This is a genomic window from Endozoicomonas sp. ALC020 (assembly GCF_049275935.1).
Taxonomy (GTDB): Bacteria; Pseudomonadota; Gammaproteobacteria; order Pseudomonadales; family Endozoicomonadaceae; genus Endozoicomonas_A.
In genome coordinates, this window is record NZ_CP184830.1 from 1643450 (window position 1) to 1667085 (window position 23636).

At 49.5% G+C, this 23636-nt stretch carries 22 protein-coding genes; 7 read left to right on the plus strand and 15 right to left on the minus strand.

The genetic code is table 11. The features are described from left to right. Nucleotides 1-7 precede the first annotated feature (7 nt). Together hfq and miaA are read right to left on the minus strand one after the other, a co-directional pair. Nucleotides 8-265: an RNA chaperone Hfq gene (gene hfq, locus ACOJUO_RS05365; RefSeq protein WP_317144701.1), complete on the minus strand. Its 258-nt coding sequence runs from the start codon at nt 263-265 to the stop codon at nt 8-10. Between the two features lie 306 nt (nt 266-571). Further along, a complete protein-coding gene (miaA, locus tag ACOJUO_RS05370; protein WP_422139164.1) occupies nt 572-1561 on the minus strand; it encodes a tRNA (adenosine(37)-N6)-dimethylallyltransferase MiaA in 990 nt (329 codons plus the stop codon). 251 nt (nt 1562-1812) lie between these two features. Between miaA and ACOJUO_RS05375 the strand changes: the two genes are divergently transcribed. Then, the gene (locus ACOJUO_RS05375) at nt 1813-3714 is read left to right on the plus strand and encodes an autotransporter domain-containing protein (RefSeq protein ID WP_422139165.1); all 1902 of its coding nucleotides are present in this window, start codon (nt 1813-1815) and stop codon (nt 3712-3714) included. A 210-nt stretch (nt 3715-3924) separates the two neighbouring features. Here the strand turns inward: ACOJUO_RS05375 and mutL are convergent, their stop codons facing one another. From mutL to ACOJUO_RS05400, 5 genes are all read right to left on the minus strand, one after another. Continuing rightward, a complete protein-coding gene (gene mutL / locus ACOJUO_RS05380) occupies nt 3925-5865 on the minus strand; it encodes a DNA mismatch repair endonuclease MutL (protein WP_422139166.1) in 1941 nt (646 codons plus the stop codon). A 71-nt stretch (nt 5866-5936) separates the two neighbouring features. Then, nucleotides 5937-6905: a hypothetical protein gene (locus ACOJUO_RS05385; RefSeq protein WP_422139167.1), complete on the minus strand. Its 969-nt coding sequence runs from the start codon at nt 6903-6905 to the stop codon at nt 5937-5939. 106 nt (nt 6906-7011) lie between these two features. After that, the gene (locus tag ACOJUO_RS05390; RefSeq protein WP_422139168.1) at nt 7012-8343 is read right to left on the minus strand and encodes an N-acetylmuramoyl-L-alanine amidase; all 1332 of its coding nucleotides are present in this window, start codon (nt 8341-8343) and stop codon (nt 7012-7014) included. Further along, entirely contained in the window at nt 8328-8819 is a 492-nt protein-coding gene (gene tsaE, locus ACOJUO_RS05395; protein WP_422135708.1) for a tRNA (adenosine(37)-N6)-threonylcarbamoyltransferase complex ATPase subunit type 1 TsaE, read from the minus strand. The genes ACOJUO_RS05390 and tsaE overlap by 16 nt, the downstream gene beginning before the upstream one ends. An 84-nt stretch (nt 8820-8903) precedes the next feature. Continuing rightward, nucleotides 8904-10433 (minus strand): NAD(P)H-hydrate dehydratase, encoded by a 1530-nt coding sequence (locus tag ACOJUO_RS05400; RefSeq protein ID WP_422139169.1) that lies wholly within the window; start codon nt 10431-10433, stop codon nt 8904-8906. Nucleotides 10434-10609: 176 nt separating this feature from the next. On the opposite strand from ACOJUO_RS05400, the gene queG reads away from it, so the two are divergent. Together queG and ACOJUO_RS05410 are read left to right on the plus strand one after the other, a co-directional pair. Further along, entirely contained in the window at nt 10610-11701 is a 1092-nt protein-coding gene (gene queG / locus ACOJUO_RS05405; protein WP_422135710.1) for a tRNA epoxyqueuosine(34) reductase QueG, read from the plus strand. 59 nt (nt 11702-11760) lie between these two features. After that, complete coding sequence (locus ACOJUO_RS05410; RefSeq protein ID WP_422139170.1) at nt 11761-12150, plus strand: nuclear transport factor 2 family protein; 390 nt, start codon at nt 11761-11763, stop codon at nt 12148-12150. 43 nt (nt 12151-12193) lie between these two features. Here ACOJUO_RS05410 and ACOJUO_RS05415 read toward each other — a convergent pair whose 3' ends face one another. Continuing rightward, nucleotides 12194-13513: a DEAD/DEAH box helicase gene (locus ACOJUO_RS05415; RefSeq protein ID WP_422139171.1), complete on the minus strand. Its 1320-nt coding sequence runs from the start codon at nt 13511-13513 to the stop codon at nt 12194-12196. 170 nt (nt 13514-13683) lie between these two features. Beyond that, complete coding sequence (orn, locus tag ACOJUO_RS05420) at nt 13684-14226, minus strand: oligoribonuclease (RefSeq protein ID WP_422135713.1); 543 nt, start codon at nt 14224-14226, stop codon at nt 13684-13686. 339 nt (nt 14227-14565) lie between these two features. On the opposite strand from orn, the gene rsgA reads away from it, so the two are divergent. From rsgA to gshB, 4 genes are all read left to right on the plus strand, one after another. Continuing rightward, entirely contained in the window at nt 14566-15585 is a 1020-nt protein-coding gene (rsgA, locus tag ACOJUO_RS05425; protein ID WP_422135714.1) for a small ribosomal subunit biogenesis GTPase RsgA, read from the plus strand. A gap of 60 nt (nt 15586-15645) precedes the next feature. After that, on the plus strand, nt 15646-16458 hold the full coding sequence (locus ACOJUO_RS05430; RefSeq protein WP_422135715.1) for a sulfurtransferase: 813 nt from the start codon (nt 15646-15648) through the stop codon (nt 16456-16458). A 119-nt stretch (nt 16459-16577) separates the two neighbouring features. Further along, complete coding sequence (asd, locus tag ACOJUO_RS05435) at nt 16578-17429, plus strand: archaetidylserine decarboxylase (RefSeq protein WP_422135716.1); 852 nt, start codon at nt 16578-16580, stop codon at nt 17427-17429. 70 nt (nt 17430-17499) lie between these two features. Next, entirely contained in the window at nt 17500-18450 is a 951-nt protein-coding gene (gene gshB, locus ACOJUO_RS05440; RefSeq protein ID WP_422139172.1) for a glutathione synthase, read from the plus strand. Nucleotides 18451-18508: 58 nt separating this feature from the next. Here the strand turns inward: gshB and ACOJUO_RS05445 are convergent, their stop codons facing one another. The 6 genes from ACOJUO_RS05445 to ACOJUO_RS05470 form a co-directional block, all read right to left on the minus strand. After that, on the minus strand, nt 18509-19945 hold the full coding sequence (locus ACOJUO_RS05445; RefSeq protein ID WP_422139173.1) for a hypothetical protein: 1437 nt from the start codon (nt 19943-19945) through the stop codon (nt 18509-18511). 209 nt (nt 19946-20154) lie between these two features. Next, entirely contained in the window at nt 20155-21582 is a 1428-nt protein-coding gene (locus ACOJUO_RS05450; protein WP_422139174.1) for a C2H2-type zinc finger protein, read from the minus strand. Between the two features lie 207 nt (nt 21583-21789). After that, nucleotides 21790-22095, minus strand: coding sequence for a hypothetical protein (locus ACOJUO_RS05455; protein WP_422139175.1), 306 nt, complete (start codon nt 22093-22095; stop codon nt 21790-21792). Nucleotides 22096-22164: 69 nt separating this feature from the next. Continuing rightward, nucleotides 22165-22869, minus strand: coding sequence for a hypothetical protein (locus ACOJUO_RS05460; protein WP_422139176.1), 705 nt, complete (start codon nt 22867-22869; stop codon nt 22165-22167). 145 nt (nt 22870-23014) lie between these two features. Then, nucleotides 23015-23344, minus strand: coding sequence for a type II toxin-antitoxin system PemK/MazF family toxin (locus ACOJUO_RS05465; protein WP_422135721.1), 330 nt, complete (start codon nt 23342-23344; stop codon nt 23015-23017). After that, nucleotides 23344-23598 (minus strand): AbrB/MazE/SpoVT family DNA-binding domain-containing protein, encoded by a 255-nt coding sequence (locus ACOJUO_RS05470; protein WP_422135722.1) that lies wholly within the window; start codon nt 23596-23598, stop codon nt 23344-23346. Before ACOJUO_RS05470 ends, ACOJUO_RS05465 begins: the two co-directional genes overlap by 1 nt. Nucleotides 23599-23636 lie beyond the last annotated feature (38 nt).

Consider the following 23636-nt stretch of genomic DNA (forward strand, 5'->3'; position numbering starts at 1 on the left):
GCAAAACTTATTCTTGCTCGTCATGCTCGCCCATACCTTCCTGACCCTGCATTGGCAGTCGAACCGGGCGGCTTGGCACTACAGTTGATACTGCGTGCTTGTAAACCATCTGGCTAACGGTGTTTTTCAGAAGGATTACAAACTGATCGAAAGACTCGATCTGTCCCTGGAGTTTAATGCCGTTTACCAAATAAATAGAAACCGGCACGCGCTCTTTACGCAGCACATTAAGGTAAGGGTCTTGTAGAGAATGCCCTTTTGACATTTCTGTACTCCTTATTAATTCTCGGGTTTTGAATAGCCATTGTTCACTTCTAGTTGGGCTATTCGCTCGACCGGCAGTGCCAGTACCTGATTGTTCAATCTGTGTACAGCCCAGAAATTTAGCTGGGCAACAGTAAGCGATGCCCCACACTGCCATCAATAGGTAATACTAGCTACTCATACCGGACCTGCAGAAACTATTGCAGGTGCTCACGTACCAGCCTTTTCCAATGCACTTTGTTAATGCTTTAACCAATACAAAGCTGAGGTCAGGAGACTTGTACAGAAATCACTTTCTTATTATTCCTTATTTAAGGACGGGCTTCAGCCATTTCAAGGCATCTTCCAACCGGTTTTTCGACAAACTGTCCAGCCAATGAATATCAGGCCAGCTTCTGAGCCAGGTCAACTGTCGCTTGGCCAGTTGTCGGGTAGCGATTATCCCTTTTTCCAGCATGGTGGAATAGTCCATCTCTCCTTGAAGATACCCCCAAACCTGACGATAACCAACCGCCCTGATAGAAGGCAGGGAAATATCCAGGTCTCCCCGCTCGTATAAAGCCCTGACTTCATCCACAAAATGGTGCTCCAGCATAAGTTTGAAGCGGGTTTCAATGCGCTGATGGAGCACTGATCGATCCCCGGGAGCAATGGCCAGATTCACCAGATTATAAGGCAGTCGACTGGTTGCCTGCTCCTGATGCCAACGGGAAATCACCTTGCCTGTGGCATAATAGACCTCCAGAGCTCTTTGCAGACGCTGAGTATCCGTCGGTTTAATACGAAGAGCGGCTACAGGATCAACTGTCTGAAGCTCGTCATGGAGCGCCTGCCAGCCCTCAGACTCAGCCCTTCTCATCAACGTTTCCCTGATCCCGGCATCTGCCGCTGGCAAAGTTGCCAGACCGTCTCGAAGCGCCTTGAAATAGAGCATGGTACCTCCCACAAGGAGAGGTATGTTTCCCTTATTAGTAATTTCCGTCATTTCCCTGAGAGCATCCTCACGGAAGTCAGCTGCAGAATATGGCTCGGAAGGGTCCCGGATATCAATCAACCGATGAGGAGCCCTTGCCAGTTCCTGTGCAGAGGGCTTGGCCGTTCCTATATCCATGCCTCTGTAGACCAGTGCCGAATCAACACTGATCAACTCACAGGGCAGTCTCTCCGCCAGCTGGATAGCCAGATCCGTTTTGCCCGATGCAGTGGGCCCCATCAGAAAAATAGCCGGTGGCTGTATTTCTTCAGAAGAAAGAGTCTGTGGCTGTTTTTCTTCAAAAGAAAGCGGTTCGGATGCCATAAACAGAAAAATAATGCGTTATCAGAAAAAACGGGGAGCTGAGTGTACCCGAAGCCTTCCCATGATCAAAAGCTTTGGACTGAAAACTTACCAAAGAGTTCCGCAAGTCTAAGCGAAGATGTTAAAAATTTTTTTACCAATTGTTGCTGCCACACCAAGGTAGTCTATTCTCGGACAGGCTACTCAATTTTTTTTGGAACACACAAACAATGGAATGACTGACACAAACTGATCAGAAACACGGGTTTATCATGAAAGCAGTCCCCTTTTTATCACCCTCTTACCGAAAAGTACTCTCAGTAGCAGCCTTTTCCTTAATGCTATCCCCTGTAAAAGCTAATGAAATTTATAGTCAGTTTTATAGTTTTGGAGACAGTATTTCAGATACCGGCAATCTGAAAGTCCCTTATGCCGGACGGTTGGTTCCATTAAAGTTCTCAGACAACACTTTATACAACCAGAATATTGCCGGCACAATGGGGTTTGATTTTCGCCCCTCTATGGATGGCGGCAATAATTTTTCCGTGAGTGGCAACTCCAGTGAGGAAATCCTTTTATCCGTCACGTCAGATACCCCCTATGTGCCTTTAAATCTGGATTTTTTCAAGAACCAGACGCAAGACAGTTTCTTCATGAGAAGCCATGGACAGGCAGATAAAAAAGCCATGTACATGATTCTGGGCGGTAGCAATGATGTTGAATTCGTGACAAACAACTTACGAACTCCCCTGAAAGCCGCTCAGGACCTTGTAGGCACTGCCAATGCACTCCATAGCTATGGCGCTCGTTATATCATTATGCTCAATGTTCCCAACCTTGGAGAAACGCCGGGAGGAGAACATTTGCTGGCTGGTACGCGTGATCAACTCAGAATGGTCAGCAAATCGATTGATGATGCCGTCCTCACAGAACTCCAGAAGTCCACTGCCAATATCTTCTATCTGAATTTGTATGGTCTGGTGAAAGAGGTATCCGATAACCCGGCAGCCTTTGGTTTTGTTGATCTTTCCCCTGAAAACGCAGACATCACCTGTATGGTTGCAGGCGTTCCCACAGGCGTACCCTGCGAAAAGCCCGATCCCGCTACAGTTATGGGCGGAGACGATAGAGATCGCATCATCACCGGGGTTGCACAGAAGTCCATATTCTGGGATGGCCTGCACCCCAGCAGCGCTATGCACAAAATAGGGAGCGATTACATTTTGTCAGCCATCAGGGCGGCTACCGAAGTCGGCAGCCTGCCAAGAATCGCAGACTCTCATTCAACCACATTGGACAGCAGTATTTTTAATGAGCTGGCACTGCATCGCTGGAAAGACACAGAGCCGGGTACCCTGTCATTCTTTGGTGGCGGAGCCGGCGCAGAAAGCCAGATTTATGACGCTGTTGCCAGGAAAGCCAATAACAATAAGGGTTTCGTAATCCATGCAGGCCTACACTACCAACTGACAGAAGAATTCAAGCTGGGTGTCGCCTTACAGGGCGCTGAAACACACTACAAACCTGAGCAGTCCGACTATAAAACCAACAGTATTGGTGGCAGCCTTTTTACCAGTTATCAGGGGGAAAGGTTTTTTTCCAATACGGCATTGAACTATCTTGACCTCGATTACGACAACAAGCGTGGTTTCCATCTGGGTGCCTTGACACGCAAAGAAAGCAGCTCCAGCTCGGGCAAACTCTATGGTTTAACCATGGACGCAGGCTATGCACTATACGACAATGGACGGTTAAAGGTAGGCCCTATTGTTTCCGCCAGCTATCATAAATCATCGGTCGACGGTTTTACCGAGTCCGAAAATAACTTGTCCTCTATGGTATTCGGTGATCAGGAGCTGGATTTCAAAAATGCCGCAGCAGGTGTTTTTCTGGATGCGATAAACGACAAAACACGTCTTGGTATTCAGATTGACTACAACAAGGATCTCAATGATGACGACTTGAGAACCATTCAACTGCGACAGAAATTAACTCCCCGGATGGCCTATTTACCCGCTGATATCAGTAGCAAAGATGCCTGGCGAATGAAGTTAAGAGTAGGGCACAGCCTGACAAACGACGTGGAAGTTTACGGCAGCTACCAGTTCAGCAAGGCTGATGACCATCAGACCGATTATCAGGCCTTGCAACTGGGTATTTCCTGGTCGATCTAGTGCGTCTGAGCCTTATATCGTTAACTTACTCACATTCCGCCACCCCTCGAAAGCAGGAGTACAACGAATGTTGGATTCCCGCTTCTGAGGCTGTCGCAAGACCTCTGGTTCCCATGCTTTCAGGCCCTGTGGGTCCCAGCGTGGGAACGAATTGTTAGCGTTTTGCGACACGCTCTTATTCGGGAATGACGGCTGTGTGAGTATCGGCTCCTAACGCCCTCGTAAAAACAGTTTGTCCAACTGATCCAGTGTTAATAACGTCCAGGTGGGTCGTCCGTGATTACACTGTCCACTGCGTTCCGTCTGCTCCATATCCCTGAGCAGAGCGTTCATTTCTTCGATGGAAAGACGACGGTTAGCTCTTACCGAACCATGGCAGGCCATGGTGGCCAGCACTTCATTCATCTGACTTTCCACACGATCACTGTCACCGTGCTGCATCAGATCTGACAAAACATCACGAACCAGCTTTTCAACATCAGCATTGTGAAGCATGACCGGCACTTGTCGAACCAGTAGCGTTTCCGGCCCCATTCGCTCGAGGGCCAATCCAAGCTTTTTGAAGTACTCATAATTCTCTTCTGCACAGGTCGCCTCACGATCACTGACAGCTATTGATTTTGGCACCAGCAGGGGCTGGGCTTTAATGCCATCGGCATGCCAGGAAACTTTCATCCGCTCGTAAGTAATGCGCTCGTGAGCAGCGTGCATGTCCACCAGAATCATCCCCTGCTCGTTCTCAGAGAGAATATAAATACCTTTCAGCTGCGCTATGGCAAAGCCCAGGGGTGGGATATCTGCTGTCTGCTCTGGCAGATTAACAGATGCAGGCCGAGCAGCTGGCGCATCATTGACGGCCAGTGGCTGACTTTCCTGGACAGAGCTTCGCTCAGTGGCTCCAGAAGCGTAGAGTTCACCGTAGGCCTGAATCTGCTTCTGAATCTGATCTGGCTGAGGTGTTTCTCTTGCCTGCCTTGCACCTGCCGATGTTGATGGCTGCCCGGAAGACGCACCATAAGAATAGGAAGCGGTTGCTGAAGCTGGCGACAGCGGCATACTTCCCTGACTTTTGAACTCGCCACCTTCAACGCCTGAAGCCCGGGCCTGGGGCTGTGAAGAGAGGGCGGCTGATGGCAACTGATCTTCTGGAGACACCTCTCCCAGGGCACGATGCAGGGTACTGAACAGAAAATTATGGACGGTTCGACCATCCCTGAATCGAACCTCATGCTTGGTCGGGTGAACGTTGACATCCACCAGCGCCGGATCAAGCTCAAGATACAAGACAAAGGTTGGATGCCTGCCCCCATAAAGAACATCACGATAGGCCTGACGAACAGCGTGTGCGACCAGTTTATCCCTGATCACCCGGCCGTTGACAAAGAAGTATTGAAGATCAGCACTGGATCGGGAAAACGTTGGCAATCCTACCCAGCCCCAAAGCTTGAGCCCGGAAACATTAACATCAACAATCACCGAGTGTTCAATAAACTTCGGACCACACAGGGAAGCCACCCGGCGATCTTTCTCAGCCTGGGTGCTGCAGGGTCTTAGCTGATGAATACTGCGCTGGTTATGTCTGAGACTAAACCCAACATCAAACCGGGACAGGGCCAGACGCTTCACGACTTCTTCAAGATGGGAAAACTCGGTTTTTTCCGTGCGCAGGAATTTACGCCTTGCAGGGGTATTAAAAAACAGATCCTTGACTTCAATCGTCGTACCCACGGGGTGGGGTGCCGGATTAACAATAGCCTCCATGTCACGCCCTTCCGTACGAACCTGCCAGCCAGACTCCTGACCCTCAACATGTGATGTTAATGTTAAGCGTGAAACCGAGCTGACCGAGGCAAGGGCTTCACCACGAAAGCCCAGAGTCCCGACACCTTCAAGATCTTCCAGTTCGGAAATCTTGCTGGTTGCGTGTCGCGACAGAGCCAGCGCCAGATCATCTTTGGCAATGCCATGTCCGTCATCACGAATACGGATCAATTTGACACCACCATTTTCTACCTCGACATTCACTCGTCTGGCACCGGCATCAAGACTGTTTTCCAACAGTTCTTTAACAACCGATGCAGGACGTTCAACCACCTCACCGGCAGCAATCTGGTTAGCAAGTCGGGTATCGAGTAAACGAATAGGTTTCATAAAAGGCAGGTCAGTCAGTCCGGTTTTATTGCCAGAAAGACTATCAGCCTCTATCGACTTTTGCCAAGTCGTTAGAAGAGACTGGATAATAAAGCTGGCATCCAGCTCAAGGTAAAGTCCGTCAACGCAGGCATGGCATTCTGGTCGTAGTACAACGCAGCCATCTCATCCTTGAAATCCTTGAGTCGCCAGAGTGTCAGCATGGCCGGTACAATCCGGTAGCCCGGAATGGTGTACCCCAACAGAGTCAGTACTGGCAGTGATGGACTGGTAGAACCACAAACCTTTGACAGCTGAAGCATACGACGTCCTATGTTTTCACTGACTTCATAATGAACCTGACCTTTCAGGATATTCTTAAGCCCTGTCTGAAGCTTCTCTATTTTCTCCTTTGAGACGACAAGGGTTGCAGCCCCCTTAATGGTTTTGCCTGCGGGGGAGGCAATACCGACAACTTTGACCAGAAACTCCCAGACTTTATTTTCAAGCTCTTCTGCGGGCAGACCGGTCAGCACATCAATCACCGGAGTTTCTTTCGGCTCTCTTTGTTCTGTTGTCTGCTCTGCCGAGGTTTCCGTCTCTTCTGCCAAACTGCCCTGTTGTTTCTGAGCTTCAGGTTCCTTTTGTATTTCTTTCTGCTTCCAGACCTGCTCAGGCACCAATAAGCGCGGCCTTAAAACCAAGTGATGTTCAGACATGACAGAAACAGGCCGGGCTGAAGATGGGGCAGCCAGTCCAGATATGATCCTGAGGGCTGAATCTATCTCAGGGTACTCTGAAATCACCTCATAGGATTGCAGTAAATCTGACAGATCGTCTTCAGGCTCTTCAAGGTCAGGGGAAGAAAGCGTCAGACTTTCAAACTGTGCAATGGTCCGGCTATCGAGCCTGGTGAAGGTATCGCTGAAAATCCGATGTCCGGACCGGTTGACCCGGTTATTCTCATTGAGAAGGTTGTCACGACCATAAGCCGACAGCTCATCGGTTGATGCCTGGTTTAGCTGGGTGGGTAATAAGTTAACTGAAGCCCTCAGATGCATAACCGGATCCTCCCTGGATTTTCCACACAATGGCACTTTACAGGAAAAAACCCGGGAACAGACTGACCAGCCTGTCAGCATTACTGACGGTATCTTCAGGTGTCTTTTAGTTGGGAATCACCAACATCTGTCCGGTTCTGATCCTGTCTGACCGGCTGATATTATTGGCTGTTTTCAAAGAGCTCAGACTGATATCAAAGCGACTGGCAATCTCTGACAGGGTATCACCGGCCTGGATCACATACTGGTCTGGACGAGTATCTATTTTACCCTCAGCCTTGAGCCCGGAGATCAGCGTACCGGGCGGAGGCTTCTTCACAAAGTAGCCTTTCACGCCTTTGAATATCTGTCGGGCCATAGCACGTTGATGGCTTCGGGTTTTCAGTTTACGCCCTTCTTTGGGATTGGAGATAAAGCCTGTTTCCACCAGAATAGAGGGAATGTCGGGAGACTTCAGAACAGCAAAAGCAGCTTGCTCCACCTGTTCTTTATGCAGCCTGTTGATCGTACCGATATTCTTCAGCACCTTGTCACCGACTTCCAGACTCGAAGACAGTGTTGAGGTCATGGACAAATCCAACAAAACACCCGCCAGAATATCGTCTTTGTCACTCAGGGATATGCCCCCTTCACCGCCAATCAGATCTGACGAGTTTGCTCTGTGAGCCAGCCAGCGGGCAGTCTCTGATGTTGCTCCCCCCCTGGACAGGGCATACACCGAGGCACCATTCGCTCGAGGATCTGTAAAAGCGTCAGCATGGATGGAAATGAACAGATCAGCTCCTGCTTTACGAGCAATAGCGGCACGTTCACGCAGGGGGATATAGTAGTCTCCGGTTCTTACCAGAACAGGCTTGAAGCCGGGTTCTTTGTTCAACAGAGCGGCGAGGTCTTTGGAAATGTTCAGCGTGACGACCTTTTCATGCCCTCCTCCATAGGCCAGTGCGCCCGGATCTTCGCCACCGTGGCCGGCATCAATCGCCACAACAATATCTCTTTTGGAAGATGTTTTAATGGGCTCTTTGACCGGTTCTGCTGTTTTTGTCCGATCATCAAAGAGATCTACCACCAGACGATAGCCGTATGTGGCATTGGGTTTAAGCAGGAAGCTTTTACTGGTGACCTTATTTCTCAGATCCAGAACAATCCGCAAATCTTTCTTGTTTCGAACCCCATAACGAATCTTGCTGATAGGGGTCGAGCCAAGACGGGGATTGACTGAACTTTTGGGCTTCCGGGTGCCACGAATATCCAGCACCAGTCTTCGAGGGTTGTCCAGAAAAAATTGCGAGTGAGCCACTTCACTGGAGACATCAAATACCAGACGGGTCTTATCAGGCGATCGCCAGACACGGACATCGTCAACCTGGGCTGCAAACAATGGCAGAGGCAATAGCAACAGAGCAGCAAAAAAGAACTTCCTTATCCTCGACGACATTCTCCCTCCTGCCGTCCCTGCAGTTTTCTCAACATACCCAGCCCACGTTCGGTTCCCGCTTTGATGAGAGCCTTGCGTCCAGGCAGGTTGTAATCCAGTTGTACTTCCAGATCGGCATCCGGCAGAGCTCCCTCACCTTTGCAGGGCCACTCGATCAGACACAGACAGTCTTCTTCAAAATAATCCCGCCCCCCGATGAACTCAAGCTCTTCAGGATCAGCCAGTCGATAAAGGTCAAAATGATAGACCTGCTGACCGTCAACTGAGTAGGGCTCCACCAGGGTATAAGTCGGGCTTTTCACCGCCCCCTGATGACCAAGGCTATGCAGAATACCCCGGCATAAAGTGGTTTTTCCGGCTCCCAGGTTTCCGACCAGATAAATGACGGCATGACCACTGCTTACTTCAGCCAGCTTGTTGCCAAGCTGAACCATTTCCTGCTCATTATCAATCAGCAGCTCAATCCTGCCTTCCATACACTCACTATTATCTTTACGGGAACGGGTATGGGCACCCGTTCATTATTTGTTGTGTCCATAGCTCAAGGCTGTCTCAATAGCTCAAGGCTGTTTTGCAATTTTATTCAGCTGACTTCTTATGTGAGGGAGAGTTTCCAGTGCCAGCATCCCTCGTTCGCCTTGCAGCCCCGCCAGATGGTCTGCACCTGTCGCATGCAGCCAGACCCCCAAAGCTGCTGCATTATGGGTCTCTAAGCCCTGAGCTGCCAGTGCGGCAATCACACCGCTGAGTACATCCCCCATACCCGCCACAGCCATACCCGGATTACCATCCGGGCACAGATTCAGGATTTTTCCGTCGTATACAAGCGTGCCGGCCCCCTTTAACACGACCACTGCACCGAAACGGTTAAAGAGTTCTTTTGCAGCTTTAACCCGGTCGCCATTAATGGTTGAAGTTTGAGTTTCCAGCAGTCTCGCCGCTTCGCCGGAATGGGGTGTGAGAATCATCGGGTACTTTCGACGTTTAAGCAACGCCGGATCTTCCGAAATGATATTGAGACCATCGGCATCGATTACCGCAGGACACTCAGCTTTCAGCACTTCAGCAAGGAGCTCGCGGGCCCATGAATCTTTTCCCAGACCGGGTCCCACAACCAGCAGATTTTTCCCTTCCAGGAGCACGCGAAGATCTTCTGCACCCGAAACGGCTGAGGCCATCAACTCGGGACGCCGGGATGCCAGAGCCAAAAGATGTTCCTGACGGGTAGCCACTGTGACCCGACCGGCACCACAATATAATGCAGCTTCTGCCGACATAATGGCAGCACCGGGCATACCATGGTTCCCGGCCACCACCATAACATGGCCATTGTCGCCTTTATGTAAATCTCTGGCTCTGGGCTGAAGCCAGCGACTCAGTCTGTTTTCTGACAACCTCAGAGCTTCATTCGGCACGGCTTCATAAACCTCCCCCGGCATACCCAGATCAGCAAACTCAACCTGCCCGGACAGCTCTTTTCCCCTGCCTGAAAGCAACCCCAGCTTCATACCTATGAATGTCACCGTTACATCTGCCTTTATGGCAACGCCCATAGCGATGCCTTTGTCAGCACAAAGACCGGATGGAATATCAACAGCAAGAACAGGTCGACCCGATTCATTGATGCGAATGACAACGTCTCGATAGCGACCCTCAACGTCTCTTCCCAGCCCCGTTCCCAGCAGGGCATCGACGAATACGTCACCGGACAGTAGCGTCTGGGGTGTATAAGGTTCAACATCAACACCCTCTGCGATACAGGCTTTATAGGCTGACAGGGCATCTCCTGACAGTTTTTCCGGAGAAGAGAGGAAATTCACTGAAACCGAAATCCCCCGCTTAGCCGCCAGCATGGCCACCAGATAACCATCTCCACCATTATTCCCGCCACCGCAGAAGACCTGAAGCCGATTGCCAAGAAGAAGGTCTGGCCAATGGTTCATCAGAGAGCGAAAAGCCGCACGGGCAGCCCGGTTCATCAGCTCAAAGCCATTGATCTGAAAATCATTGATTGCTACATCATCAAGCCGGCGAACTTGTTCTGCAGTATAAAGCCGGTCAAAGATGCCAACTCGATCGCTATCGTACATAAGCACTCACTCCTACCTTGATAGATTACCTTAATATCGACAGCTAAACAGCTTCGATTCCGTCTAAGAAGTAGCTCAGGATTACGCTTTTGGGGGTTTACCATTATTCTCGACAAGGGGTGTGTTAGAATGCTCGTCTACAATCTCAGATTTTTTCCTGGCAGCAACTGATCAACGTGTCTATCTCCAACGACTCTTCTGAAAGCCCTGATTATCAAAAGCTGGCTGACGATATTCGTCTTTGGGCCAGACATTTAGGCTTCCAGCATGTGGGTATTACAGAAGCCCGAATCCCGGAGCGGGACAAAAAACAGTTTCAGCAGTGGCTGGATCAGGGACTCCACGGTGATCTGGCGTACATGGAGCGACACAAGGAGCTCAGGTGCCATCCTGAAAAGCTTCATGAAGGTGTCATCCGGGTTATCTCCGCCAGAATGGATTATCTGCCCGCAGAAACCGAAACCATCAAGATTCTTAATGAACCGGAAAAAGCCTATGTTTCCCGTTATGCCCTGGGACGTGATTACCACAAGCTGATTCGCAAACGCTTAACCCAACTCGGAAAGAAAATAGAAGCAGTGGCCCCGAACCACGGTTATAGGGCATTTGTTGACAGTGCTCCCGTGATGGAAAGACCTCTCGCCCAGCAGGCGGGTCTGGGCTGGATGGGCAAACACTCACTGATTATCAACCGTAAGGCAGGTTCTTTCTTTTTCCTGGGAGAACTCTTTACTAATTTACCTCTGCCCACGGACGAACCTTATGAGAAGAACCATTGCGGCCGCTGCACCGCCTGCATGGATGTTTGCCCTACCCAGGCGATTGTCGAGCCCTACAAAGTGGATGCCAGAAAGTGCATTTCCTATCTGACTATTGAAAACAGTGGCCCCATACCCGAAGAGCTTCGCAGCAAAATGGGTAACCGAATTTTTGGCTGTGATGACTGTCAGCTTACCTGCCCCTGGAATCGATTTGCCAGACACACACAGGAAACTGACTTTCAGCCTCGTCACCATCTGGATAACAGTGATCTGGCGGATCTTTTTCTGTGGACAGAAGAAGAATTTCTGGAGCGCACCGCAGGCTCACCGATCCGACGTGCGGGCTTTGAATGCTGGTTACGGAATCTGGCAGTAGGTTTAGGCAACGCCCCCACAACGGATAAAGTCATGTCAGCACTTCATCAGCGCCAGAACTACCCCTCGGAACTGGTAAAAGAACATGTGCAATGGGCACTTAAACAACACAACCCAAATGCTCAAGATTAAATCTGTGCATGGACTACCCTTAGGAGCTACTGAGACGCAGATTCCCGAGGTTATTGATCATGTCTGTCAAGTTATCGGGTGATTCACTCACGCCCTTTCTTCATATTGTCAAACAATACGACCATTACATTCAGACTAAAGACGTCCGTGGCATCATGTCGCTGTTTGTCACAGACGACGAGCCCCACAGCTTCGGACTGCATGTCAATTTGAATGAACGGGAAGCATTGAGACAGCGGTTCACAGATTATTTTAATGCCGGTGAATCTTTCTCAGCAGAATTTGCAGCAGAACCGGTTGTCTATCACTTTGGCGAAGCCGCCTGTCTCTGCATGATGCTACCCGTGAAAGGTTCCGAAGGTGCTCATATCAGGGTTACGATTTTTCTGGAAAATCATTCCGGACAGTGGCTGATACGTCACCAGCATATTTCCCAGTCACCTGTTTAAGGAATTAATTAAAAATTTATACGGCCCTGGATTCGGGTGTTCTTCACCTTGGCTTTCCGGGTGCCTCTTTGGTGTCCCTTTGCTTACGTCTGACAGATGTATTGGGTTTATGGCCCCTGGAAACCTCCCCCGAGCGCTGCCCATCCTGATGCTCTACTCTGGGTTTTTTTGGCTTTTTGGGTTTTTTGCGCCTGAGAGGGCGGGTATCCAGTCTGGATTCTGGCAGTGCATTCACAGGCTTGAACCCCGGAATTTCCTGTCGATCAATCAGCTGACGGGTTAACCTCTCAATTGCCGCCAGTTGTTTGAATTCGTCAGCACACACCAGAGACACTGCCTGTCCGGTCGCACCGGCCCTGCCTGTTCTGCCGATCCGATGAACATAGTCTTCGGCAACGTTGGGAAGATCAAAGTTAACAACGTGCGGCAACTGATCAATATCCAGCCCACGTGCAGCAATATCGGTGGCAACCAGCACCCGAATTTCACCAGTTTTGAACTCTGCCAGTGCTTTTGTCCGGACATTCTGGCTTTTGTTGCCGTGAATAGCTGCGGCCTGGACCCCCTTGCCCTCAAGATGCCGTGTCAGCCGGTTGGCACCGTGTTTTGTTCGGGTAAATACCAGCACCTGACGCCAGTCATTCTCTGTGATCAACTGAGTCAGCAGTGCGGCTTTCTTGTTTTTGTCCACAGGGTAAACACACTGGTCTACGGTTTTAGCGGCGGCATTTCCCGGTGTGACCGAAATCTCTACCGGCGAACGCACCAGACCTTTTGCCAGATTTCGGATCTCATCGGAGAAAGTCGCTGAAAACAGTAAGCTCTGCCTGCTTTTGGGAAGGATTGCCAGAATCTTGCGAATGTCACGAATAAAGCCCATGTCCAGCATACGGTCGGCTTCGTCCAACACCAGCACCTCCAGCTGTTTGAACTTCACAGCATTCTGGTTGAACAGGTCCAGTAGCCTGCCTGGCGTTGCCACCAACACATCCACGCCTCTTCTCAATTTCATCATCTGGGGATTGATCTTGACGCCCCCAAATACCACGGTTGAGCGAAGAGGAAGGTGGCGACTATAGGTTTCCACACTTTCAGCTACCTGAGCGGCCAGCTCACGGGTCGGCGTCAGAATTAACGCCCGCACCTGATTGGCCTGGACACGAGGTCCTTTTGCCAGCTTCTCCAGTATGGGCAACGTAAAGCCTGCCGTTTTACCGGTACCTGTCTGGGCCGCTGCCATGACGTCATGGCCTTCAAGTACGGCAGGGATAGCCTGAGACTGAATAGGCGAAGGGGCATCATAACCTTGCTCTGTGACAGCTTGGAGGATGGGAGCTGATAACCCCAGCGAGTCAAAACTCATGAAACATTCCCGGTTGGCGTCATTCAGCAGAACCGGGCTGAAGACTTGGCGAGGTGGGCAGCTTAACCAATATGCCTGACTCAAGCTATCAGGTCTTTGCTGCAATAACGAAAAAGAACAGCCGCTCTTTTTGAGAGCCACTGTTAAGAGCCACTGTTCTGATTAACTGATCAGGATTGAATAAAGTGTTGGCGGTAGAAACGGAGTTCTTCTATGGATTCACGAATATCTTCCAGCGCCAGATGAGTGCCTTTTTTGCTAAATTGATCAAGCAGCTCAGGCTGCCACCTTCTTGCCAGCTCTTTTAACGTACTGACATCAATATTACGGTAATGGAAAAACTCATGAAGTTCTTTCATGTAGCAGTTCAGAAAGCGGCGATCCTGACCAATGCTGTTCCCGCACATGGGTGATGCACCGACCTTGGAGTACTGTCTGAGAAAGGCCAGAGTCATTTGCTCGGCCTCAGTCAGACTGATCTGGCTTTCACGGACTCTTTGGGTCAACCCCGTTTCACCGTGGGTTTTGATACACCACTCATTCATATTCGCAAGGACTGCATCACTTTGATGCACCGCTATCACGGGGCCTTCAGCAATAAAATTCAGCTGATCATCTGTAACAATGGTCGCAATTTCCAGAATTTGGTCGTGTTCGGGATCAAGTCCCGTCATTTCCAGGTCGATCCAGACAAGATTATCTGCTTTAGCCATCAAGCACCCGATTTCCTTTAGAAAGATGTGCCAGCCCAACAATGAATACGGCTTGAATTCAAAGGTTTGAAATAGCCCTGAAACCGATTCTGTAACATTTTCACAAAAAATATCGGCAAATGAAGAAAGCCATGGCTGACTTATTTAGTCTAACCGATCATAATCTCTCCGTGAAACCTACACTCGCTTCCTTCTGACCGCTCTGTAGCTCAGTATCGATTGACACCTTCTGTCTATCCACTTAAAGATGTGGGCATCAGCGAGACAAAGGCTATTTCTGGCCATTGCCATGAAAAGCCAGAATCTATCCAGCAGACCAGGTAAAACCTTGAGTAAACCATGAGTAAGCGCAAACTAACGCGCAAACAGAAATGGCGCATAGAGAAAGTCCAGCAGGAACGCATTGCCCGCGCCAGGAAGCGAGAACAGCTTATTGAGCAAAAAATACAGGACGATAACCTGGGACCTGAACAACAAGGTCTGATCATCGCCCACTATGGTGCAACCCTGGATATCGAGCCATGGGGCCAAACCGGTGCTGTTCGTCGATGCCACCTGCGGACTAACCTCCCACCCCTGGTCACCGGAGACCAGGTGGTATGGCGTCCGTCCCTGAAAGACGAAACCGGGGTGGTGGTCGCCCTCGAAGATCGCACCAGCCTGCTCACCCGGCCTGACAACCATGGTCGAATCAAACCCGTTGCCGCCAATATTGACTATATCGTGCTGGTCATAGCGCCTGTGCCCATTCCTCATACCAATCTGATTGACCGCTATCTGGTTGCTGCCGAGACGGTTGGCATTGAACCGGTTCTTTTGCTGAACAAAATCGACCTGCTGGATGAAGAAGGCATGGAACTGATGGACGATATGCTGGCGGTTTATGAAGACATTGGTTATCAGGTCCTGCGGGCTTCTACCCGCTCAGAAGATGGACTGGTGCCTCTCAAGGCTCTGCTTGATGAGCATGTCAGTGTCTTTGTTGGACAGAGTGGTGTGGGAAAGTCCTCCCTGGTTAATGCACTCTTACCCGGTGTTGATATCCGTGTCGGTGACCTTTCCGAAGCCACCGGCAAAGGCATGCATACCACCACTGCCGCAAAGCTCTTCCATTTCCCCGCAGGTGGCATGTTGATTGACTCACCCGGCATTCGGGAATTTGGCCTCTGGCATATTGATGCCCAGTCGGTTCTTGAAGGTTTCAGGGAATTCAGACCCTACCTTGGTCATTGCCGATTCCGAGACTGTCAACATGAGAAGGAACCGGGTTGTGCCTTGAAGCAGGCTCTGGAAGATGGCGAAATTCTGGAAGAACGAATGTTCAGCTATAAACAGATTGTCGACTCTCTGGACCTCTGACGGGTCCGTGTTAGCATAGGCTATCGCCTTTTTCTCATCAGCCATGAATGAAGAAGTACAATGAACTCAATAGACGATCTGCCACTGATCCTTGAAGCTGATCAGCTGGAACCTCTGCTGGGGCACGAAGACCTGCTGATAGTAGACCTTTGCAACCCGCAACTGTACAACCACTCCCATATTCCCGGTGCCCTTAGCATTGCTCCACAGAGCATGGTTTCCGGTGAAAAACCGGCAGCGGGCAAACTTCCTGCCGTTAAACAGCTGAACCAGATGCTCTCCAACATTGGCTACAGCAAAAACAAACACATTGTTGTTTATGATGACGAAGGCGGTGGCTGGGCAGGCCGTTTCATCTGGACGCTGGATGTGATCGGACACAAGAAATACAGCTACCTGAACGGTGGTGCACACGTCTGGCTGAAAGAAGGTCATCCCACCGAAAGCACCATTAACCGCCCTGAACCGACACAAGTTGATCTGAAGATTGATGACTCTGTGATTGCCAACAAAGAGCTCATCATGAATTCACTGGAAGACTCAAACACTGTGATCTGGGATGCCCGATCAGTTGATGAATATCGCGGTGAAAAACGCTTCTCACAAAAAGGGGGGCACATTCCGGGTGCCGTAAACCTTGAATGGACACTGGCCATGGATCATGACCGTAACCTCAGAATTCGCAACGACATCGCCGATATTCTTGAACAGCTGGGCATTACCCGGGACAAAAACGTCATTACCCATTGTCAGAGCCATCATCGCTCGGGCTTTACCTATCTGGTGGGCAAGTCTCTGGGCCTGTCTATCAAAGCTTACGATGGCTCCTGGTCAGAGTGGGGCAATCTGCCCGATACCCCCGTCGAAACCTGAGGAATAATGGCACTGTTTAATCTTAAGCAGTGCCGTTTCTGTCTACTCAGCGTCTACTTGTGAGCCCCTGCTCTCACCATTACAATCCAATACTCTTAAAAACAGGATGAGTCCTGACTGTGAAAGAACAATTTTTTGCCTTTATCCAATATTTTCTGCCGCACCACCTTATTTCACGGGCGGTATACTGCTTTGTTGAGAGCACCTGCCCCAGGTTCAAGAATGCGCTGATCCGCCGCATCATCAAACAATATGATGTTGATATGAGCGAGGCTGATCGCGAAACCCCTGAAGAATACCTTCACTTTAACGATTTCTTCACCCGTTCCCTGAAACCGGGGTTGCGTCCCCTGCCTGAAGACGAAAGTCTGATCGTCAGCCCCGCTGACGGCGAAGTCAGCCAGCTCGGCGACATCGAAAATGGCAGGATTTTCCAGGCCAAAGGGCACGACTATAGCCTGATTGAACTGCTGGGCGGGGACAGTGATCTGGGCCAGGAATTCATGGGTGGAAAGTTCGCCACGATCTACCTTTCTCCCCGTGATTACCACCGTGTTCATTCACCTTTCGGTGGCACTCTGCGAAAAATGATCCACGTTCCGGGTCGTTTGTTTTCGGTGAATCAGGGCACTGTTGAAAACATTCCAAACCTGTTTGCCCGAAATGAACGTGTCGTGGCTATTTTTGATACTGAGCGCGGACCGATGGCTGTTATCATGGTCGGTGCCATGATTGTTGCCAGTATTGAAACCGTCTGGGCCGGACTGGTGACCCCCATCAGAAAAAAAGTTCGTACCTTTGAGTACGGCGAAGACTCGGCAGAACAGGTCTCCTTGAAACGGGGTGATGAGATGGGCCGATTCAAGATGGGCTCTACTGCCATTGTGCTCTTTGGCAAAGATCAGGTTGACTGGCTTGAATCCTTCGAAGCCGGATCGAAGATCAGGATGGGAGAGGCTCTGGGAGCCTGACCGCACCTGCAAAATAGATGAAGGACTCAATTAAGGATACACTGCGGTTTTTGATCGCCCCGGACTTGCAATGACTATAAAACTCGGCGTCGTGATGGACCCTATTGAGTCCATCGAATACAAAAAGGACAGTACTCTGGCGATGCTGGTCGCAGCACAAAAAAAAGGCTGGGAGCTGTTCTATATGCAGCAGGAAGACCTGTATCAGTCAGAGGGTGTCGCCTATGGCAGTATGCGCTCCTTGCAGGCCCGCTACAATCCGGATGACTTTTATTCTCTGGGAGATCGGGAAGAGCAGCCGTTGAGCACTCTGAACGTGATTCTGATGCGTAAAGATCCTCCTTTTGACATGGAGTTTATTTACAGCACCTATCTGCTTGAACAGGCTGAGGCCGCTGGCACACTGGTGGTCAACAAACCCCAGAGTATTCGTGACTGCAACGAAAAAATGTTTGCCACCCTGTTCCCCCAGTGTACACCCCCGGTCATGGTGGCCCGCAGTGCACGACACCTGAAAGCTTTTGCCGAAAAACACGGCGATGTGGTTCTCAAACCGCTGGATGGTATGGGAGGGTCGTCTATTTTCAGAACTCACCCGAATGATCAGAACTTCAGTGTGATTGTTGAAACCCTGACCCAACATGGGCAACAACAGTCCATGATCCAAAAATACATTCCCGAGATCAAGGCAGGCGACAAACGCATTCTATTGATCGACGGCGAACCCGTACCTTACGCTCTGGCACGTATCCCGGCTGAAGGTGAACTGCGTGGCAACCTTGCCGCGGGCGGCAGTGGTGTGGGCCAGAAGCTGACCGAAAAAGATTACTGGATCGCAGAGCAGGTGGCGCCAGTATTGAAAGAGAAAGGTCTGCTGTTCGTGGGGTTGGATGTTATCGGAGAATATCTGACCGAAATCAATGTCACTTCACCCACCTGTATACGACAGCTGGACGACCAGTTTGGTATTAGCATTGGTGACAGGTTGATGGACAAGATTGAGGAAAAGCTGGTCCAGTGATTAAACGAGAGGGTCGCAAACCCCGTTCCCACGGCTGGCCACCCTCTCCCACCACTCGTTACCTGCTGTGATCTCTTCTTACATGATCCCAAAGAGTTCTCCCGCTTAGCTTCTCGCACTCAGAGCAGGTTCGCTCTCCAGCGTGATCTTCTCTATGAGCCACCAGGACCACGACATTCCTGAAGAGCCGCCCGCATAACTGCCACTGGCCATCTTCGTCGATTCTGGTCACACGACAGATTAGTCGCCCGCATGTTCTTGTTATGGCAGCGAAAGAGGCCCTCTGTGAGGAACTGGCCCGACCTTCTGTTTCAAAACGGTATGGTGGCAGGAGTCGACAAATGCCATAACAGGGATAGACGGGACAGTTAGAACCCAAAGTATGCAAATTATGCTGCGTAGTGCCAACGAAAAAGATCGCTGGGGCAATGGGACGAGCTACTTCTTCAGCCACCCTTCTCCGATGGTATGGTGGCAGGCGTCGACAAATTCCGCCATTACAGGAATCGACGAAACAGGCAGGCCCCAAATTGTGCCTATTATGCTGGGTAGTGTTAACGGAAGAGTCCGTTTGTGAGGAGCTGACAGTCGTGAGCTCGTTGTAGTCCCTTTGTACCTCTGAGCATGATCTGAAATCCGGTAATTGCGCTAATGAAGACAGGTTCCCTCTGCAAAGTGGGCAGGAACATTGTGAAGTGCTCAGAATTACCTTTTGTAAACAGTGTTTGTCAATTTTCTGCGAACAACAGGGAGTTGCAATCACATCAGTAAGCTTGTCCAGGCATACGGGACAATTCTCAACGGCTTGCGCCATCTCTCCGCCAGAGGGTGGTGGCCGGAATCGACAAACGCCATTACAGGAATCGACGTAACAATCTAAACCATAAGTATGTTGGGGTTGTTCAGGGTCTTCTTTACCGTCGCGACGTCGAGACAGGCGCTTGGCGAAAAAGCGTCTAAGGCGGGTGATTTTTCCTGAGGCCTGCTGACCGGAGGATGCTGACGCCTGGCTTTGTTGGCCATTTTCTTTTTGACTCTTTCCGGGAAGTACCATAGTCGTGATTGCAAACGGATAATCCTCTTGTGTCGAAATAGATGCCGCCTCCGGTTCATCTGCCGGGTTGAACAGTAATGATTCAGGGTTCCAATAGCTTTTTAAAAGCATGCCGACGGTGATGAGTGCTTCTTCAGGTAGCCGCGAATCAGGTTTGGAGCCCGGTGGGGCTTCATGGGTGATCAGAGCCAGTCCGTAGGCAACCAGCAGTTGAGTGGCGTATAGCAACTGCCAGGAAATCGTCTCAATACAGGTTGTTGCTAACCCGTAACCGTTAAGTTCACCTGATGTGGCATCAGCCAGTAAACTCGGGTCTGTGTAGCTGTTTGTGTCGTCAATGTCTAACGAGCTGTCCAATAACGTATTCAGGTTGGGCTTTAGAGAAAAGACCTGGTCTGTAACCTGATCCTGTGCAAGCTCGACAACAAAACGTCTTGTCAACTCCTCGGCCCCGCAAACGACGGACAACGGGAGCAGCAAAAGAAGCACCTTAGGAAGTGTTTTTTTCACCATTACGTCCCTACACTTTTTATTTCTGTACGCGCAAAGTAGACCAGCAACAGAATAAGTGCATATTTCTGTCAAAAAGCAAAGGTTGCAACAGGTAAATATTCGTATGGCCGCATCTGGCCGCCCTCTCTGACCAATGGTTACCTGCTGTGTTTTCTTCTTTTGTGGGCCAACAGGGCTTGAAGGTCTGGCAGGATCTTCTGGCACTCAGGGCAGGTTTGCTCTCCGGTGTGATCTCTTCTCCTGTGCTCCCTCAGGGCTTGAGCGTTTAGCAGGATCTTCTGGCACTCAGGGCAGGTTTGCTCTTCGGTGTGATCTCTTCTCCTGTGCTCCCTCAGAGCTTGAGCACTTGGCAGGGTCATCTGGCACTCGGGGCAGGTTCGCACTTGGGTGTGATCTAGTCTTGCGTGAGCCAACAGGGCTGAGGCATTCATGAAGACCGCCCTGCATGGCCGCACCATGCCATCTTCGTTGATTGTGGCCAAGCCACAGGTCAGGTGCCCCCCTGCTATTGATGTGGCAGCGAAATAAGCCGCCTGTGTGGAAATGGTAAAAGGGGGCTGGGGCTCGTTATAAGAACCTGGTAAGTCCTGCTGTACCTCTTCGCTTTCTGCAAAATCCACTAATTGTGCTGTAGAACTCATGTCTGCTCTGCAAAATGGGCAGGCTTTTATTAATGATCGCCGAGTGGTCTGAAATATCCTTCGCAAACAGTGTTTGTCAATTTTCTTCAAACAACAGGAAACAACATACAAATCAGTGAACTTTTGAAGGCATATAGGGCACTCATCATCGCCTGATTCAGCCAGCTCACTGCCATCGGATGGCGGTCGTAACTGACAAACACCATGACAGGAACCAGCGTAACAATCTAAACCGTAAGTATGTTGGTGTTGTTGTTCAGGGTCTCCGTTACCGTCGCCAGAGCCGAAATCCAGAGGGCTGATGAAAGAAGCTCCAGGTTGGTTAGTTGTTCCTGAGGCCTGCTGACCGGATGATGCTGATGGCTGGTTTGCCGGGTCATTTTTTTGTTCACACTGCCCGGGCAGCACCATGGTGGTGATCGCAAACGGATGATCTCTCTGTGTCGAAATAGAAATTGCCTCCGGTTGATCTGTTGGCTTGAACAACAATGAATCAGGGTCCCAAAAACTTTTCAAAAGCCAGCCAACGGTGATAAGTGCTTCTTCAGCTAGCCACGAATAAGGTTTGGAGCCCAGGTGAGCTTCATGGATGGTGAGAGCCAGTCCGCAGGCGACCAGCAGTTGAGTGGCGTAAAACAATTGCCATGAAATTGACTCGGTAAAGGTGGCTGCTAACCCGTAACCGTTAAGCCCACCAGGTGTGAAATCAGCCAGTAAACCCGAGTCTGTGAGGCCGTTTGTGTCATCAATACCTGATGAGCTGCCTGACAATGAATTCAGGTTAGGCTTAATAGAAAAAAAACGATCTGTATCCTGATCCTCTGCAAGCTCGACAACAAAATGTCTTACCAGCTCCTCGGCCCCGCAAACGACGGACATCGGGAGCAGCAAAAGAAGCACCGCAGGAAGTATTTTTTTCAACATTTTGTCCATACACTTTTTATTTCTGTTCACGCAAAGTAGACCAATAACAGGATAAGTGCATATTTCTGTCAAAAACCAAAGGTTGCAACGGGTAAAATTCACCGGGAAGAAGGTTTCTCGTTCTAATGCTCTAGTGTGGAAGTGTAATGATCTAAGGGTATGCATTCCCACGCAGAGAGGGTGTCGCAAAACTTCAAAAGCTCGTTCTCACGCTCTGAAGTCGTCATTCCCGCGAAGGCGGGAATCCAGCGCCAACGGTGGATCTCTGCCTTCTCGGGGATGACAAGGCCAGGGGGACACCGGGCAGTATGGTTCTGGTGGAGAGTCAGTGTGGATTCCCGCCTTCGCGGGAATGACGAGAATGAAGCCGACAATGACGAGAATGAAGCCGGGAATGACGAGAATGAAGCCGGGAATGACGAGAATGAAGCCGGGAATGACGAGAATGAAGCCGGCAATGACGAGAATGAAGCCGACAATGACGAGAATGAAGTCGGCAATGACGGGAGTCAACGCGTTCCCACGCCGGAGAGAGTTTTGCGACACCCCGCAGAGCGTGGGAACGAGTTAAATCAGTCCAATCTATTTGATCCTAACAATAATTCTTTGATTCAATATTTTTTCGATTTCCAAAAGCCTGGATTCCATTTTATTGTAATACAACCAGGCTTCGTTGCCTAAAAGGCGCATAAGGTTTTCTTCAAACCACAAGACATGGCTTTTAATTTCCAGATACAATTCATGAAGCAAAGAATCATCACCATATTTTTTAAAAAGAGATTTTGCCAGGGTAAAACGAGTTTCATTATCAACCTCTATAATACCAAATTTTTTATTAAACTGAGCTGCGGCTTTAAATCCATCTTCGATAATCTTTTTATCATCGTCAGGTTTATTACAAATGTCTTTAGCTCGATCAATAGCAGTATCTATAGCCTTATTCAGAATATCATTTTCAAGTTTACTCTTCATTTGGTGCGCACGAGTTCCAAAAACTTTCATCTTATTTTCATCAAACCTTTTAAATGCGTCAAAAACTGCACCAATAATACGGCTAAAAATATTTTTCCTGCCTGTTTCAGCGGTGACATCGACATCAACAAATCTATATGTATGATTACTGGGGCGGACAGAAACATGGTAATTTCTATTTGCTTGCTCCGAGTAAAATATTGCTTTTTTCTCACCACCTTCGAACCCACTAATTCCATCAATGAGTGTTCGGTCGATCATCATATTATCCAATCTATGAATATAAGTGGCAGCTGAATATCCTTGAGTATTCATATCAATTACCTCCGTGGAAGTTAATCAAGATACCTATCACTTTGGATAAGCAATAAATATGTTTTAAAAAGATATAGAAAAGTCATCCTGACTATAATGACAACTCTGTTGGCAAGACTAACAATCGATAGTGATTAATAAATTTTCAGGAGATAATTAACTTGGCTATCTTGTCTACTTGATCGATGATTGATTCCGGCGATTTCTCTACAAAACGAGCAGCCCGGCACTCAAAGTCCATGGATTTCATCTGGTGAACCAGAATAGACCCGTGGGTCGTCATTGTTTTGGTTAACAGCACTTCCAGTTTGACGCCTCGAATGGTACTGGTAATAGGAGCGATGATAGCGAGGCCCGTATGTTGGTTAAGAAGTCTCCGGGAAAGCACAAAACCAGGGCGGGTTTTCATGATTTCCTTGCCAATACTGGGTTCAAAATTGATGAGTATAATATCGCCCCGATCCGGTATGTACATCAAATTTCCTTACCAGCAGGCAGCATGTCCAGCCACTCTTTGTCCTCGTCTGTTATGACCAGACGTTCAGCCGGACTTCCTTCAAGCAGAGCTTCAAGAGTTAACTCTTCTTCGACGGGGGACAAGACAATCTTGTTGTCCTCAATGGACAGATTCAGCCTTGACCCTACTTTTATCCCCAAGGTTTTCAGTACGGCTTTGGGTATACTGACGATACTTGCTCCACCGGACTTCCTGACAGCTATAAGTGACATGGTACTTTCCCCCTAATATTTTACCCAAGTATAACCAT